At 60.9% G+C, this 16,335-nt stretch carries 16 protein-coding genes; 5 read left to right on the top strand and 11 right to left on the bottom strand.

The window, feature by feature from the left end; translation table 11 throughout:
* Positions 1 to 122: 122 nt before the first annotated feature.
* Positions 123 to 1,343 (bottom strand): hypothetical protein, encoded by a 1,221-nt coding sequence (locus V7714_RS02270; RefSeq protein ID WP_335387697.1) that lies wholly within the window; start codon positions 1,341 to 1,343, stop codon positions 123 to 125.
* A 95-nt stretch (positions 1,344 to 1,438) separates the two neighbouring features.
* On the bottom strand, positions 1,439 to 1,942 hold the full coding sequence (locus V7714_RS02265; RefSeq protein WP_335387694.1) for a GAF domain-containing protein: 504 nt from the start codon (positions 1,940 to 1,942) through the stop codon (positions 1,439 to 1,441).
* A gap of 329 nt (positions 1,943 to 2,271) precedes the next feature.
* Between V7714_RS02265 and V7714_RS02260 the strand changes: the two genes are divergently transcribed.
* Together V7714_RS02260 and mltA are read left to right on the top strand one after the other, a co-directional pair.
* Positions 2,272 to 3,912, top strand: a complete 1,641-nt coding sequence (locus V7714_RS02260) for a porin (protein ID WP_335387692.1) — start codon at positions 2,272 to 2,274, stop codon at positions 3,910 to 3,912.
* 170 nt (positions 3,913 to 4,082) lie between these two features.
* Positions 4,083 to 5,279, top strand: coding sequence for a murein transglycosylase A (gene mltA / locus V7714_RS02255; RefSeq protein WP_335387690.1), 1,197 nt, complete (start codon positions 4,083 to 4,085; stop codon positions 5,277 to 5,279).
* A 50-nt stretch (positions 5,280 to 5,329) separates the two neighbouring features.
* Here mltA and V7714_RS02250 read toward each other — a convergent pair whose 3' ends face one another.
* Genes V7714_RS02250 through V7714_RS02210 form a run of 9 tightly spaced genes read right to left on the bottom strand, consistent with a single transcriptional unit; the run spans position 5,330 to position 13,048 of the window.
* Positions 5,330 to 6,265, bottom strand: a complete 936-nt coding sequence (locus V7714_RS02250; protein ID WP_335387688.1) for a MerR family transcriptional regulator — start codon at positions 6,263 to 6,265, stop codon at positions 5,330 to 5,332.
* Positions 6,262 to 6,678 carry a nuclear transport factor 2 family protein gene (locus V7714_RS02245; protein WP_335387686.1) on the bottom strand — a complete coding sequence of 139 codons (417 nt, stop codon included), beginning with the start codon at positions 6,676 to 6,678 and terminating at the stop codon, positions 6,262 to 6,264. Before V7714_RS02245 ends, V7714_RS02250 begins: the two co-directional genes overlap by 4 nt.
* On the bottom strand, positions 6,675 to 7,442 hold the full coding sequence (locus V7714_RS02240) for an SDR family NAD(P)-dependent oxidoreductase (protein ID WP_335387683.1): 768 nt from the start codon (positions 7,440 to 7,442) through the stop codon (positions 6,675 to 6,677). The genes V7714_RS02245 and V7714_RS02240 overlap by 4 nt, the downstream gene beginning before the upstream one ends.
* A gap of 11 nt (positions 7,443 to 7,453) precedes the next feature.
* Complete coding sequence (locus V7714_RS02235; protein WP_335387680.1) at positions 7,454 to 7,978, bottom strand: DUF3833 domain-containing protein; 525 nt, start codon at positions 7,976 to 7,978, stop codon at positions 7,454 to 7,456.
* On the bottom strand, positions 7,975 to 9,243 hold the full coding sequence (locus V7714_RS02230) for an MFS transporter (protein ID WP_335387678.1): 1,269 nt from the start codon (positions 9,241 to 9,243) through the stop codon (positions 7,975 to 7,977). The genes V7714_RS02235 and V7714_RS02230 overlap by 4 nt, the downstream gene beginning before the upstream one ends.
* Positions 9,240 to 9,734 carry a chalcone isomerase family protein gene (locus tag V7714_RS02225; RefSeq protein WP_335387676.1) on the bottom strand — a complete coding sequence of 165 codons (495 nt, stop codon included), beginning with the start codon at positions 9,732 to 9,734 and terminating at the stop codon, positions 9,240 to 9,242. Before V7714_RS02225 ends, V7714_RS02230 begins: the two co-directional genes overlap by 4 nt.
* Entirely contained in the window at positions 9,734 to 10,945 is a 1,212-nt protein-coding gene (locus V7714_RS02220; RefSeq protein ID WP_335387674.1) for a cyclopropane-fatty-acyl-phospholipid synthase family protein, read from the bottom strand. Before V7714_RS02220 ends, V7714_RS02225 begins: the two co-directional genes overlap by 1 nt.
* The gene (locus tag V7714_RS02215) at positions 10,942 to 11,757 is read right to left on the bottom strand and encodes a DUF1365 domain-containing protein (protein ID WP_335387672.1); all 816 of its coding nucleotides are present in this window, start codon (positions 11,755 to 11,757) and stop codon (positions 10,942 to 10,944) included. Before V7714_RS02215 ends, V7714_RS02220 begins: the two co-directional genes overlap by 4 nt.
* Positions 11,750 to 13,048, bottom strand: a complete 1,299-nt coding sequence (locus tag V7714_RS02210) for an NAD(P)/FAD-dependent oxidoreductase (RefSeq protein WP_335387670.1) — start codon at positions 13,046 to 13,048, stop codon at positions 11,750 to 11,752. Before V7714_RS02210 ends, V7714_RS02215 begins: the two co-directional genes overlap by 8 nt.
* A gap of 98 nt (positions 13,049 to 13,146) precedes the next feature.
* On the opposite strand from V7714_RS02210, the gene earP reads away from it, so the two are divergent.
* The 3 genes from earP to recA all read left to right on the top strand — a co-directional run bounded on the left by earP (position 13,147) and on the right by recA (position 16,212).
* Complete coding sequence (earP, locus tag V7714_RS02205; RefSeq protein ID WP_335387668.1) at positions 13,147 to 14,283, top strand: elongation factor P maturation arginine rhamnosyltransferase EarP; 1,137 nt, start codon at positions 13,147 to 13,149, stop codon at positions 14,281 to 14,283.
* 89 nt (positions 14,284 to 14,372) lie between these two features.
* Positions 14,373 to 14,936: an elongation factor P gene (gene efp / locus V7714_RS02200; protein WP_284196432.1), complete on the top strand. Its 564-nt coding sequence runs from the start codon at positions 14,373 to 14,375 to the stop codon at positions 14,934 to 14,936.
* Positions 14,937 to 15,165: 229 nt separating this feature from the next.
* The gene (gene recA / locus V7714_RS02195) at positions 15,166 to 16,212 is read left to right on the top strand and encodes a recombinase RecA (protein ID WP_284196433.1); all 1,047 of its coding nucleotides are present in this window, start codon (positions 15,166 to 15,168) and stop codon (positions 16,210 to 16,212) included.
* Positions 16,213 to 16,335 lie beyond the last annotated feature (123 nt).

Raw genomic sequence — 16,335 nt, 5'->3', positions numbered from 1 at the left:
GCTTGATATCCTCCTTATCAAATCATGAACGAACATTCGTTCATTCATCAAGCGCGCTTGTGCCAAGAAAACCGGGCCGGTGCCCGCTCAAGTCAGCGCAGGCACCGGCCCAGGGTTGATTGTCAGTCCAGGCTTACATAACGGGCACAGTGATCGGACGGCGCCACCACAGAAGGATCACGCACTGCCAGAGGCTTGCCATCCAGCGTAAAGCCCATAGGGCGCACAATCCGCTCGGCATCGCCCAGATCTGCCGCCAGCGCGCCACTGATGACCACATGGTCTATGCCCTTGGTGTAACCGCAGTGCCAACTACCCGCCACTAGCCCGTCGCCACCCTCACCGTCTTTGCGCAGATGATCCAGCACCACTATGGTGCTGCCCTCAGGCTGGTTGTCGTTCCATTCCGGCAGCATGGCCGAGACAACCGCATTCTCACGCGTGCCAAACTGCACCAGCGGCTTGGTGCCGTAGCTATCCCGCTCCCTCAACAGACTGCGGTTGAAGTCACCTATCACCACAAAGCGCTTGCCCGCGCGCTCGTCTATCCATCGCTCCAGCAAGGTGGTCTGCTGTGCCAGGGCGCTGCACGCCTGGTTTGGTTTTTGTCCGCTTGGCTGATCCATGGGCTGCGACCGGCAACCCGCCTTAAGGTGCACCAGCAGGAAATCCGTCGCCTTGCCATTGAGCTTGGCGCTGAAAGTCAGGCCTGGCCGCAGCGGCCGCTCACCTTCCAGGGTCAATTCCAGCACCGGCTTGATCGACGCGGTATCCAGCTTGATGCCAGCCGGCTTCCATGCCACCCCTACCTGCTGCGGCATGGCAGGCACGCCGGGCATGTCCGCCGTAGTCCGCACCTTCCAGCCCTCAGGCAGGACTGCTTGCACGGCTGCATCGTTGCTGACTTCCTGCAGTGCCACCAAGGTCACGCCGGCCTTGTCCAAGGCAGCAAACCCCTCACGCAGCCCTTGCAGCTTGCGTTCATACTGCTTCCAATCAGCCAGGTCGGGCGCAACCCGGCAGGACGAGGCCTGCTGGTTGGGACGCTGGTAGTACACCTCGCCCAGTTCCGCCTTGCACTTGGCTTCCCTGCCATACTCCAGGCCATTGTGCACGTCACAGTACGGCAGCCCCCGCAAGGATGCGGACATGGCCTTGCCCTCCTGCTCAAGCTCCCTGGCGGTACGCCATTGCACGCTATCGCAGGCGGCAACCCAACGGCTATGGCTAGCCTGATCCAGCAGCCAGGCCAGGTTCCAGGTGGCAATGCCAGCAGCCTGTGCGGGGGACAATAACAAGGCAGCCAGCAGGCCACCACCAAGGCGAGTGAGATTCTTTTGCATTTGCGAGGGAAACAGCGAGGTTAAGCAAGGCCGGCAGCACCGGCAAAACAAACGCCGCCCGGAGGCGGCGTAGCCAACTACAAGGACAGAGCCTATCAGCCCAGCTTTTTAAGCGCCAGACTCACCATGGCCACCACCTGCTTGAGGTACTGCACATCGGTCTGCGTCCACTCTTTGATCTCCACCGTCTGCTCGCAGCAGACTATGCCTATCTGGCTGCCATCCATCTCTATGCCCACATCCAGCAGCGAGTAGATATTCAATGGCTCAAAGTAGCCCTCGTTGAAGCAACTGGTTGCGGCATGCTGGCGCGCATCGCCAGCGACTATCATGCGCATATCGCGCATGGTTTCAAAATACGGCGCATAGTCGTCCTCGCTCAGGACCATGCCGTTGCTCCACTGGTTGTCGCTGGCGTCATACAGGCTCTCGCAGATGATCTTGTCCTGCAAAGCGCCATCATAGAACCAGAAACTACCCCGGCTGCAGCCCACCTCCTGCACCACCACGCGCGCCAGCATCTGGAAGAACTTGGGTCTATCCAGCTTGCCTTCATTCAGCAGCGTGTACAGGTTCTTGAGCAGATTGGTATCGTGCATTGCCACCCCCATGCATAAGCCTGCCTTCTTTATAGCCCGCTCAGGGCAAAAATGCGAAAGGCCCGCGCCAGGCTGGCATCACGCTCCGTCACGCAGAACCGCAGGCATCGGGCAGATGCCGGCTGCAGGCTGAGGCGAGGCACCGAAGCAGCTGGACAACATCACAGAACAGCTATTTCTTTTTGATTCAATGCACTACAAAAGAGTATTGCAGCGCTTTAGCAACAATATGACAAGCAGCTTGCTGAGCAAGCGCTCGGCTTGAGACAATCGAGAGTAAATATTCAAACTACCCCCAGTCTACTCTGATGAATTACGTGGAGAACACCATGCAACGCAGCCTGCTTGCACTCGCCCTTGCCAGCGCTTTTGCCGCTTCGGCACAGGCGGCAGAACCCGTTACCGTCTATGGCAAGATGACGCTAGGCGTCGAAAGCATTGCGGCAACCGGCGCCACCCTGGCCAACCAGAATATCGAGCGCCGCATGCGCGTGACCGACGGTGCCTCCACCCTGGGTTTTCGTGGCAGTGAGGAGATCAACGACGATCTGACCGCTTACTTCCAGATTGAAACCCAGATCAAGCCCGATGACGGCTGCGGCTTCGGTGGCTGCTCCACCGTGGGCAAGATCACCGCCCTGGGACCACAGGACAACCGGTATGCCGCGATCACTTCGCCGCATACCGGTACGTCGCGCTTTGCCAACCGCCCGTCCTTTGTCGGTTTGCGCGGCTCCTGGGGCCAGATCCAGATGGGCCGGATGGACATGTACTACGAAAAGCATGTGCCGAACGAACTGCACCTGCTGCGTACCGGCCTCAACACCACCGCCCTGGCCGTGCTGGGTAGCAACCAGCTGTCGCTGGCCGTAGGCGCCAACGATACCGTGGTAGCCCAGCGTACCTTCAGCACCACCCTGGCCCCCATCGTCGATGCTGCCATCGGCAAGAGCACACCCGTTAACGCCACCATTGCCGCAACGCTGGGCAATGGCATAGGCGCAGCCTATGCACAGGGCCTGACCCCAGCGCAAATCCTGGCTCAGGCTGGCGGTGGCGTTCAGGCACTGCTGAGCAACCCGCAGATCGCCAGCGCCCTGATTGCTTCCGGTGTCAATCCAGTTCAGGCCGGTGCTTCGCTGCAGGCCGCGCTGGGCACCGCCGCGACCCAGGTGTTTACCCCAGGTAGCGCACTCAACACCCAGGTGTTGAATCAGGCCCGTGCCTACACGGTGCAGAACGGCTTCTACTTCGTCGGCCACCGCTACAACAACGTAGTGCAGTACCGCAGCCCTGCCATGAACGGCCTGACCGTGCTGGGTGCCGTCCACACGCGTGAGAACAAGGACGAACTGGGTGTCGAGTACGCACTGGACAAAACCCTGACCAACTCGGCCGCCCAACGCAAGCTCAACTCCTGGGGTGCCGAGCTGACCTTCCACTACATGAACAAGGGCGTCTTCGCCAGCTTGTCCATGATGCGTGACAACGACCCGTACTCCATGGGTGGCGCCCTCGATAGCGCCTATGGCATCAAGGCCGCCTACGGCATGTACTTCAGCCCCGAAACGCGCGCAGGCCTGGTGTTTGAGCGCCAGGTCAACAAGTACAACGGCGCGCTGGGCTATGGCGACAATGTACGCGACGCCTGGGTACTGTCCGGTAGCCATAAGGTCACCCCCAAGATCGAGCTGATCGCCACCTACGCCCAGGCCCTGGATGCCGAAATGCACGGAGCCAAGCAGGCCAACTCCGGCGCCCGCTACGCTCAGCTGACCGGTGTCGTGACACTGAGCCCCCGCACCAACTTGTTCGCCACGGCAGCCAAGGTCGCCAACGAAAGCGAAGCGGCCTACAACTTCTATGTCAGCGGTGCGGCTCACCCCAATGGTGATATCCAGAGCGCGCAGTACACCTCCCGCGGCTCCGATCCAACCAGCTTCCAGGTTGGCATCAACCACAACTTCTAAAGAGCCTGTGGTGAACTGAAAGTAAAAACAGGGTGCCGAGGCACCCTGTTTTTATTACGGTGTGCACAGCACGCCCGCAACTATCCTGCGTACCGGTTAGTGGCGCTTAAGTACCCAATAACCCAGCCAGTTGCGGTAAGCTCAAGCCCTTGTCCAGAACGCGATTCGCCATGCGCCGCCTCCTTACTGCTTCCTGCCTGATGGCCTTGCTGGCTGGCTGTGCCACCCAAGCACCCGCACCAACCGTCACCGCAACACCGACCAAGCCTGTCGATTGCCAGTGCCCCGAAGCCCCCAGCAAGCCCGTGCCCATCACCGCCCGCTATCAGCCTGCAGATTGGACCGCCCTGCCCGGCTGGCCTGGCGACAGATTGCTGGAGAACTGGCCAGCCTTGCTCAATTCCTGCAAGCGGCTGGCCAGCCGTACCGGCTGGAAGGAAATCTGCAGCGAAGCACAGGCACTCGATCCACGCGATGATGCGACGGTAAGGGGTTTCTATGAGCGGCACTTCCAGCCGTGGCGAGTAGAAAGCAGTGATGGTAGCCAGAGCGGCCTGATCACCGGTTACTACGAACCCCTGCTGACGGGCAGCAGGGAAGCCAAGCCGGGCGGTGCCCCCATCCATGGCGTACCCGATGATCTCCTGACCATAGACATGGGCGAGCTCTACCCCGAGCTGAAAGGTATGCGCCTACGCGGCCGTCTGGATGGCCGCAAGGTCGTACCCTACTGGAGCCGTAGTGATATCGATGCCGGCAAGGCACCGACAGCCGGCCTGGCCTTGGCCTGGGCAGATGATCCCATTGAAGCCTTCTTCCTGCAGATACAGGGCTCCGGCCGTATCAAACTGGAGGATGGCAGCATCATACGGGTGGGCTATGCCGATCAGAACGGACATCCCTACAAGTCGATAGGCCGCTGGCTGATAGACCAGGGAGAACTGAAGTCGCACGAGGCCTCCATGCAGGGCATACAAGCCTGGGCGCGGGCCAACCCGCTGCGCTTGAAGGAATTGCTCGATACCAATCCCAGCTTCGTTTTCTTCCGCTTGCTGACCAACGCAGACGGCGGCCCGATTGGTGCGCTGAACGTACCATTGACGGATGGCGGCAGCGTGGCGGTAGACCCCAAGTTCGTCCCGCTGGGCAGCCCCATCTATCTCGCCACCACCTGGCCCAACGACAGCAAGCCGCTTACCCGGCTGATGCAGGCCCAGGATACCGGTGGCGCCATACGCGGCCCCATACGAGCAGACTTCTTCTGGGGCTATGGCCATGAAGCCGGCCAACTGGCCGGGCGCATGAAACAGCAGGGACAGGTGTGGTTGCTGTGGCCCAAGGCGCTGGCTTTACCTGCTGGCGGATAGCGCGCAAGGGGCTGAATGCCAAGCTCAAGCCCCCGCCTCACACCAAACCGCTAAACCGATCGTGCCATACGCCACGCCTTGGCCAAGGCACCTATCTGGTCCAGGCTGGGCACGATACGAATGCTGCTGGCCAGCCCGTCGTCTGGGCGCACACCGCTACCCCCGGCCCAAACCTGCATGCCATCAGGTAGCCTGCCCGCCAGGCTATTCAGCATCTGGCGCGCCGCCTGCTCGCCATAGGCAGCGCTGAAGGACAATGCCACCACGTCCACCTGGTGGGCAATGGCTGCAGCGGCGATATCCGCCAGCGGCAGTTCGGTGCCCATAGCCAGGATGGAGCACCCCTCCAGCCAGAGCATGACCTCTGCCATCAGCAGCCCAAGCTGATGCGGCTCATCCGGCATCGTGGTCACCAATACGCGTGGTGCCTGTCCCATCGGGTGCAGTTGCAGCAACGCATGCCGCAGCATCATCTGTACTTGCTCGGTGTAAAGGTGTTCGGCATGGATGGCCAACTCCCCTCGCTGCCATGCCGCGCCAACAGCGTGGTTGGCATGCTGCAGGCTGACCGTCACAAACCTGCGCAAGCCATGGTCTATCAGTTGCTGGCTCAACCAGCGCCGCATCCCGTTCACATCGTTCTGCTGCAGCAGGGCAACCAGCTCATCCCCAGGCCCCACGGGCAGGGACGCAGCCACCGGCACACCCTGCCGTGGCGCCCCTGCTTGCAAGTCACGCAAGGCCGCCAGCTGCATATTCATCAGCCGACCGGGGCGATATCCCCGGTCTATCAACAGGCGTATCAGCTTGAGCTTCTCCACCGTCTCCCGGCTGTAGACCCGATCACCACTCTCATCGCGGTCGGGCAAAGGAAAGCCATAGCGCCGCTCCCACATTCGCAGCAGCTCCTTGGATACCCTGGTTTCCTTCTCGACCGCCCCAATCGGCATCTGCAAGCCGTGCTCATGCTGGTCAGATGCACTCATATCGCCAGCCTTCGCTTGATCATGCGCAACACCGCACCCAACACCGGCACGTGCTCATAGAGCTGCTCGGCGGCATCCCAATAGTCGTGGTGCAGCACGATCAAGCCCTGGCTATCCAGCTCCAGCTGCGAGCCACCGCGTATCACCATGGCACGCCCACGCAAGCCAAACTCAAAACGCCAGACAACAAAAGCGCGTTCTGCTTCGGCAATACAGCTCTCCACCACAAAGCGGGGTTGCTCTAGCGTCTCGAACATATGCTGGTAGATACGTTCGATGGCAGGCAGGCCCCGCACATCATTGAACGGATCCTTGAAACGCGCCTGTGGGGCGTAACAGCTTGCGATGGCGGTCAGGCTGGCCGGCGTCAGCGATTCAAACCAGCGGATGATCTCTTCAAAACGGGGTTTCATAATCCAGTAACCTTGTGCAGCAAGGGAAAGCGCCAGCTATAGGGCAGCCTGCTCAGCCACCACAACATGCTGGTGAAACGACGGGGAAAACGAATCTCGAATCGTCCGGCCGCCATGCCCGCCAGCATGGCTTGGGCAGCGGCTTGCGGCGTCATCAGCTCCGGCATGCTGAAATCGTTGGCACGGGTCATGGGGGTGGCGACAAAGCCAGGATTGACCAGGTAGATGGCCAAGCCCCGGGGTGCTAAGTCAAAGTACAGCGTCTCGGCCAGGTTGATCAGCGCAGCCTTGGTAGCGCCATAGACCGAAGCCTTGGGCAGACCGGTATAGCCCGACACGCTGGCCACCAGCGCGACACCGCCACAGCCCTTGGCCAACATGGCAGGTAATACCAGCGTCAAACCCCGGTACACACTCAGCACATTCAGCTCAAAGCTACGTGCCGCGGCGGCAGCATCCAGCTCCCAGGCGCGCTGGGGCTCATAGCGCGCCGCCAGGAACACCACCAGGTCCAGGCCACCAAAGGCGGCCTCCGCCTTGGCATGGGCCGCAGGCCACTCTGCCTCGGTGGCAGCGTCAAACGCCACGACCGCCGCCAGCTCATGCGAACCCGCCACCCGCCACAGTTCGCTCTCCCGCCTGGCAGACAAGACGACCCTGGCCCCTGCCGCTAGCAAGGCTTGGGCAAAGGCCTCCCCTATCCCGCTGGAAGCGCCCACCAGCCACACCCGTTGCGTGCGCCAGTCCTGTATCGGTCGATTCATGCTGGCCATGTTCACGACCGCTTGCGAAAGAACAGCGAGACCTCACCGAGGTTCACGCCGAACTTGGACAGGGTTGAACGGTTGAACATGGTCTGCTCATCCAGCAACCACATCCAGTCGTCAAAAGCCACCTCATAAACTGTTCCATCTACGGGCAGCTTGAGGGTATAGGTCCAGTGCAGGGCGTTACCGGCCACACGGCCCACCGCCACACCCTGCACATCGTCGGCACGGCCCTGCCAACTGCCGTCCGCCTGTCGGGTAAGGGTCCAGACGCGCCGCTGCGTCTCGCCATCATCGTAGACAAAACGCTCATCCAGGGTGCCCGTGTCGCCCACCCAGCTACAGCGCATTTCCACCTTGAATCGCCGCGCCACCTCACCATTACGCTTCTGAAACACGCCCCAGGCATCAATGGTGCCGTTGAAGTAACTGGGCAGATCAAGGGTGGGCTTTTGGCGTGCGTAGTGGTTGACATCCACCCCGGCACAGCCCAGCAGGAGACCAGCAAGCAACAGGACCAGCAAGCGTTTCATGGGGTAGGCTCCGGCAGGGGTTGAGGGCGGAATGCAGGGCTCCAGCCTAAGAGCAGCAAGCCGTTGAACAGCTTGAGCACACAAGGCACACCGGCGTAGATCATGGCGAGTGCACCGGCAGCTGCAGGGCTGCCCGGCACATAGCCAAGACCATGCAAGAGGGGTAACGCCAAGCCGGCGGCCAAGGCTAGCGCCAGCTTGCCCAGCATGGCCCAGATGCCGAAGTAAAGGCCGGTATCCTGGCGCTGCCCAGACGGAATCAGATCGGCCAGCAAGGCGGGCGGCAATGCCAGATCAGCGCCCAGTGCCATGCCAGACAGCAGGCAGACGACGCCAAACTGCCAGACATCGCCACTCCCAAGGCTAGCCGCCCAGAAGAACGCGCAGCTGCCGAGCACCATGCCCACCAACCAGGCCCTGGCCTTGCCTATGCGGTCGGCCAGCAGTACCCAGCAGGGCAAGGTAAGGGCACCCGCCAGAAAATAAACCAGCAGCAGGCCGCCAGCAGCAGCAGGCGCCTGCAATACATCGGCGATATAGAACAGCACCAGCGTGGCGGGCAGTGCCACGGCCAGGGAGTTGATCAGGTAAACCAGCATCAACCGCCGTATGGCCGGCGGTTGCAGCAGCAAGCGCCAATCGGCGCCCGCCCGTTTCGGTGGCAGCAAGGGCTGTGGGGTGCAGCGCAGGGTGTAGGCCAGGGCCAGCAACAGCACGACCGCAAACACCAAGGCGTAAAAACTGTAGCCTTGTCGCGCCCCATACTGCTGCACCAGCCAAACCGGGAGTACCGAGGCCAGCAGTACCCCCGCCAGACCCGCTGCCTCACGCCATGCGGTAACCCGCGAGCGCGCATCCACGTCGTCGGTGAGCCTGGCGCCCCAGGCCAGGTAGCAGATATTGACCAGGCTGTGGGCCGTGTAGACCACCACCAAGCAGACAGCCAGCCAGGCATGAAGGCCCCAACTGGCTAGTTGCGGCGGCGTGAACAAGGCAAACAGACTAGCCGCCAGCATAGCGCCTCCCAGCAGCATCAATCGCCGCCAGCCTGCAGGCTTATGCTGCCAGGCGTCTACCAGTCGGCCCAGCCAGGGGTCCTGAACGGTATCAACCAGTCGCGCCAGAAGCAGCACCAGACCCAGGCTGGCCAGGTTGAGCCCCAGCTCCGCACCATAGAACTGAGGCGCAGTCACATAGACCGGCAAGGCCGCCATCGCCAATGGCCACCCTAGTGCGGCGTAGGCGAGCAGGCCGGTGGTTTTCATGGCGCGCCGCCCAGTAACTGCTTGCGCAGGCCAGGCTCGCTGGTACGCGCATCCAGCCAGATGGCAAAGAACCAACGGGCAAACTCCGGGTCATCAATATCAGCCGTAAGCCGTTCGCCCGCATAAAAGCGTATGCCCTTGCCGGGCTGCAGCACGCCCACCAAGGCATCGCCCTCGCTGACATCGACAAAACCGCGTCGCATGTGAGCAGCCCAATCGTCAAAGCGTGCCTTGGGCGCACCCAACCTCGCCATCTGCTCCAGGCTGGCATCAATGATGCGATCCGCCTTGAAGCTACGTGCATAGGTCAGCACCAGGGCGTGGCCTTGCTGGGGATCGTATTTACCACTGTGGCTAAGCAGTTCGGCACGATAAAGCTTGAGACCAAACCAGCGCATCTCTCCCTGCCCTACCATCCGCGCACCAGGCAAGGCATCGCGCCAGCTTGCCTGTGCGGTAACCGACAACAAAAGCACCAGCAGCAGTCGCATCAAGCCAGTGTCCATTGCCTTACCCCGGTTCTACCCTCACGGAAACCCGCTTCGCAGTAGATGAAGTACATGCGCCACAGGCGGATGAACGCCTCGTCGTAGCCCAGGGCACGTACCGCCTCCAGCGCCTGTTCAAAGCGCATGCGCCAAAGGCGCAAGGTTGCCGCGTAGTCCAGGCCAAACTCCAGCTGATTCAGGACAGAAAGACCCGCTGCACGGGCTTGCGCCTCAAAGCGCTGCGGGCTGGGCAGCATGCCGCCAGGAAAGATGTACTGCTGGATGAAGTCTGTTCCGCTACGGTAGCTCTCAAAGCGCTCATCCACGATATCGATGGACTGTATGACCACGCGTCCGCCCGGCTTGCGCAAACTGGCCAGCTTGCCAAAATAGGTCGGCCACCAGCGCTCCCCAACCGCCTCCACCATCTCGATGGAGACGATATGGTCGAATTGCCCCTCGATATCGCGATAGTCGGTCAGCGTCAGGCTGACCTGCTCGCTCAGCCCCAGGCGCGCCATACGTGCCTGTGCCCAGGCCAGTTGCTCGGTTGACAGGGTCACCCCATACACCTTCAGGCCACGCTGGGCAGCACGTTCGGCAAAGCCCCCCCAGCCGCACCCAATCTCCAGCACTGTTTGCCCCGGTACCGCATTCAGTTGATCCAGAATGCGGTCGTACTTGGCCCATTGTGCCGCTTCCAGCGTCTGCTCTGCGCCGGGCTGGAACAGCGCTGCCGAATAAGACATGGAGGGATCCAGCCACAGCTGGTAGAAAGGATTGCCCAGATCATAATGGGCCGAGATATTGCGACGGCTACCGCGACGATTGTTGTCACGCAAGACCAGATGCGCCAGACGCTTGAGTAGCAGCGCCCACCAGCGGCCGTTGACGGCCTGGCTCATGGCAGCCTCATTGCGCAGGGCCAGTGTGAACAAGGCCAGCATATCGCTGCTGTCCACCCAACCCTGCTTGTAGCTCTCGGCAAAACCGATATCGCCTTGCCGCAGTATGGCAGCAGCGGCACGCCAGTCATGCACCTGCAGCTCGGCATGGGGGCTGGCACCGAGCATGCCAAAATGGGCAACCTGACCCTGGGGGTCCACCAGGGTCAGCGAACCCGATGATAGTTTTTGCAGCATGCCAACAAAAAGTCGGGCACTCAGCGGTAGCCCTTCAGTTCGGTATGGCAGCGCCAGATCGTTACGGTTCATCGTATTACCTCGATGTTATGGGTGACTTCTCGCTCAGGCGCAGCGGGCTTGCGGAAGAAAGGCACACCCTTCCCCCACAGGCGTAGCGCCTGCCAATGTATCCTTGCCACCACGCCCAGCGTCATGAAGGGCATGGCCAGTACGGCGGTCAGCAGGCGGCCAGCACGCAAGGGCTCGGCCCTGCCCCACAACGCCGTCTTGAGCAGGGGCCGTGCTTGATGCTGGTCGTCGTAATAGTCGATGCCAGCCATATGCAGATCGCCGTGCCGGCGTATCCGAAACCGATAACTGCCCTTGACCTCACAGAAGGGCGAGACATGAAACACCTTGCTGCAGCTCAGCAAGGTATCGTTATCGATCACCCCACCATCCGGCGGGACAAGCACGTACTGGTGTCGCTCGCCAAAAGTGTTGTTTACCTCGGCCAGCAGCAATGTCAGCGCGCCGCTGCGGTCATGGCAAAACCAGAAACTGACCGGTTTGAAGGCATAGCCCATCAGGCGGGGAAAGGTCTGTAGCCAGACATCGCCATCGGGCCGCTGCAGTCCCGCAGCCGCAAGACGGCCATCCAGCCAGGCCAGCAGGTTGCCGCCATCGCGCCCACCGTGGTCGCGATCATGGAAACTCAGCAGGCCCGCACGCTGGTAGCCAAACCAGGGGCTACTGGCCGCCCGCAAACCTGCCGTGTCGGTCAGCCGCAAGCGCAGGAAGAAAACCGGGTAGACAAAACGATTGTGGCGCGGGCGGCTACGGGCATGCAGTACCCTGCCCCGGCAAAACTGTATCGCTCCCTGTTCTGTCGGCTTAGTCATAGACCGCCTCCCAGGGAGGCGTAACGCCCAGATCGCGAGCAACCCGCAGGGCGGACTTCAAGCCATCTTCATGAAAGCCATACCCTGCCCAGGCACCGCAGAACCAGGCATGGCGGCGCCCCTGTATCTGTGGCAATCGAGCCTGCGCCGCTATCGCTGCTTGATTCATGACGGGGTGCTCGTAGTCGAAACACGCAATCAAGGAGTCTGGCGCAGGTTCGGTATGCGGGTTCAGCGTAACCACTACAGGGGTCTTGAACGGCAGCGGTTGCAACTGGTTGAGCAAATAGCTCACCGCCACCGGCCGCGCCTGTGCATCACCCGCTGCCGCCAGGTAGTTCCAGGCAGACCAGACCTTCTCCCGACGTGGAAGCAAGCGACGATCGGTATGCAGCAAGGCACGGTTGGGCTGATAGCTGAAACCGGCCAGCACCTGGCGCTCCGCGTCGTCTGCATCCAGCATGGCCAGGCTGGTCGGTGCATGGCATGCCAACACCACCGCATCAAACCGCTCCTCGCCAGCGGGCAAGGTAAGGCACACGCCGAATTCATCGCGCTGTATCTTGCTGACCGGGCAGGCCAGGCGCGCGTCCTGCACCCCTTCCAGCAGCTTCTTTACATACTCCCGCGCCCCACCCAGTACCGTACGCCACTGCGGCCTACCGGCCACCTGCAGCAGACGGTGGTTCAGGCAGAAGCGGAGGAAGGTTTCCGCCGGAAAACCCAGGATGTCCTGTACGGAAGACGACCAGATGGCCGCCGCCATAGGAAGCAGATACCAATCCCGCATGGGCTTGCCATAACCATGTGCAGCCAGTAACTGACCCAGTGTCCAACTTTTTTGGCGGGATTCTTCCAGGTATGCCGGGGCGGTGCGATTGAAACGCATGATGTCAGCCAGCATACCCAGATAGGCAGGCCGCAACAGGTTGCGCTTCTGCGCAAACACCGTAGCCAGGCTGGTGCCGGCCCATTCGATATCAGGGTCACTGATGGACACGCCGAAAGACATATCACTGGGAAACACGGCCACATCCAGATGCTGGAACATGGCTATCAGATTGGGGTAAGTCAGCTCGTTATGTACCAGAAAGCCGGTATCCACTGGATAGGTCTGGCCTTCCAGGGTCACGTCCACCGTATTGGTATGGCCACCAAAATAATCGCCAGCCTCCAGCAACGTGACTCGATAGCGCCGGGCCAGCAACCAGGCAGATGCAAGGCCGGCAATGCCCGCGCCGACAACAGCAATCCGGGCGCCTGCAGGCAAGGGGTGGGGGGTGGTTTCCATGCCTGCACTCTAGGCCGGCGCTTCGTTTATGTCAATGCTTTGTACAGTACGTTTATAAAGCCATCTTGCGGCTACGGTGAGCAAGGTAAAATCGAACTATGCGACTCTCCTGGGATATTTTCTGCACCGTCATAGACAACTATGGGGACATAGGCGTCTGCTGGCGCCTGGCTCGCCAACTGGCGCAGGAACGCAGGGAGCCGGTGCGCTTGTGGGTAGACGACCTGACTGCGTTTGCCAGCCTCAATCCGGCAATAGATGCTGCAGCATCCCTGCAGCACTGCGATGGCGTAGAAGTACGGCACTGGTGCAGCCCTTGGGTGGCAGTCGTACCGCATGCGGTGGTGATCGAGGCATTTGCCTGCAATCCACCAGAGGCCTTTCTGGCCGCCATGGCCGCAAGCCAGCCCAAGCCAGTCTGGATCAATCTCGATTACCTCTCGGCCGAAGACTGGATCGAGGGCTGCCACAAGCTGGGCTCCCGCCACCCCAGGTTGCCGCTGACCCATTACTTCTTCTTCCCTGGCTTTACCCCGGCGACCGGTGGCTTACTACGCGAGGCCGGGCTGCTCACCCAGCGGGCGGCGTTCAACCGTGATGAGTTCCTGCAAGACCTGGGCATCAGCCCACCCCAGCCGGCACAGCCGCTGGTTTCCCTGTTTTGCTACGACAACCCTGCCCTGCCCACACTGCTGCAGCACTGGCACCTGAACCAGTGCCTCACCTTGCTGGTGGCGGATGGCAAACCCAGGCAGCAGGTCGAAGCCTGGCTGGAACAACCGTTTGCCGTGGGTAGCAGCATCCGCCTGGGTCGATTGCTATTGCATGCCCTGCCATTTCTGCCACAGCCGGACTACGACAAGCTGCTCTGGGCCTGCGACTGGAATTTCGTGCGGGGGGAGGACTCGTTTGTGCGGGCACAGTGGGCCGGTCAGCCCCTGGTCTGGCATATCTACCCGCAGGACGATGCCGCCCATATGGTCAAGCTGGAAGCCTTTCTGCACCGTTACAGCGAGACACTAGCCGCCCCGGTAGCCGATAACATGAGGGCATTCTGGCGTGCCTGGAACCGTGGTGACGGTAACGCCTGCAGCGCCGCCTGGCCAGCCCTCGCTGCACACGGCCCGGCCTTGCAGCAGCAGGCGATACGCTGGTGCGCGCAACAGGCCGAACGGCCCGACCTGATGCAACAACTTGCAGCATTTGCTACAGAAAAAAGTACCCTGCCGCAATAAGCCTTCCGGCGAGGTGGCGCTAACAGCCTGCGGGCAGCTATAATGCCGCGTTTTATCAAACGCTTATCTTTTTCGCAGGATCTACCAGCATGAAAACCGCACAAGAACTCCGCGCCGGCAATGTGGCCATGGTCGATGGTCAGCCCATGGTCGTGTTGAAGGCTGAATACAGCAAGTCCGGCCGGAATGCCTCGGTCGTGAAGATGAAGATGAAGAACCTGCTGACCGGTTCGGGCTCCGAATCCGTATACAAGGCAGATGAAAAGTTCGACGTGGTCGTGCTGGAAAAGAAGGAATGCACCTACTCCTACTTCGCCGATCCCATGTATGTCTTCATGGATACCGAATTCAACCAGTATGAAGTCGAAGCCGAAAACCTCGGCGACACCATGAACTTCCTGGTCGACGGCATGGATGACGTTTGCGAAGTGGTGTTCTACGACGGTCGCGCCATCTCGGTCGAACTGCCCACCACCATCGTGCGCGAAGTGGAATACACCGAACCCGCCGTGCGTGGCGATACCTCGGGCAAGGTCATGAAGCCTGCCAAGCTCAAGGGCACCGCCTTCGAGCTGCCAGTTGCCGCCTTCATCGAAATCGGCGACAAGATCGAAATCGACACCCGCACCAACGAGTTCAAGAAGCGCGCCTAAGCCTTCAGAGCCGTTAGGGCCTGTTCATGGTCTTTTCGCCCCGGGGTGAAAAAATCGAGAACGGCTCTTAGCAAAGGGCAGCCCCAGGGCTGCCCTTTTGTATTTGCAACAGGCCTAGGCCACCCAGCCTGAATATCTGCACGCAGGTGCTTTACAGCATCGGCACATGTGCTATATTCCGCCCATTCTTATCGGTGAACGAACGTTCTCCACGCAAAGGGAAAACACCATGGACGACAACAAGAGCAAGGCCCTCGCGGCCGCGCTGGCTCAGATCGAAAAGCAGTTCGGCAAGGGCTCCATCATGAAGATGGGCGAAGCACAGATCGAAAACGATCTGCAGGTGGTTTCCACCGGCTCGCTGGGCCTGGATCTGGCACTTGGCGTTGGCGGCCTGCCCCGTGGCCGCGTGGTGGAAATCTACGGCCCGGAATCCTCGGGCAAGACCACCCTCTGCCTGCAGGTTGTGGCCGAGATTCAAAAGCTGGGTGGCGTTGCTGCCTATATCGATGCTGAAAACGCACTCGATCCCGTCTACGCCGGCAAGCTGGGTGTCAACGTGGCCGACATGCTGATTTCGCAGCCCGATACCGGTGAACAGGCCCTTGAAATTGCCGACATGCTGGTACGCTCCGGCGGCGTGGACATCATCGTAGTCGACTCCGTCGCCGCCCTGGTACCCAAGGCCGAAATCGAAGGTGAAATGGGCGACAGCCATGTCGGCCTGCAGGCTCGCCTGATGTCGCAGGCACTGCGCAAGCTGACCGGCAATATCAAGCGCACCAATACCCTGGTCATCTTCATCAACCAGATCCGCATGAAGATAGGCGTGATGTTCGGCAACCCCGAAACCACTACCGGCGGTAATGCGCTCAAGTTCTATGCCTCGGTCCGACTCGATATCCGTCGTACTGGCGCCATCAAGAAAGGCGAAGAAGTCGCCGGCAACGAAACCCGCGTCAAAGTCGTCAAGAATAAGGTCTCGCCCCCGTTCCGCGAAGCCAACTTCGACATCCTTTACGGCCAGGGTATCAGCCGCGAAGGCGAAATCATCGAGCTGGGCGTACTGCACAAGATCGTGGACAAGTCCGGCGCCTGGTATGCCTATCAGGGCAACAAGATAGGCCAGGGCAAGGATAATGCCCGTGAGTACCTGAAGGAAAACCAGGCCATCGCCCGCGAAATCGAAGGCAAGATCCGCGCAGCAGTGGGTATCAGCGCACCGCTGCCGGTCGAACAGCAGGAAGAGGACGAGGCTGACCTGGATCTCGCCTGATCCCGCCCCTGCGTCAGCCAGTACAGCAAAAGCCCACGCTCAGTGGGCTTTTGCTTGTGCGCTGCCATGCGGTTTCGCCGGCAAGATTGCAAGTCCAGCAGGTGCCACGCAGCTACAAGACTT

Source organism: Chitinimonas sp. JJ19 (assembly GCF_036961565.1).
Lineage (GTDB): Bacteria > Pseudomonadota > Gammaproteobacteria > Burkholderiales > Chitinimonadaceae > Chitinimonas.
Note: the sequence above shows the minus strand (reverse complement) of the source record. Positions and strands in the feature narration are given on the sequence as shown.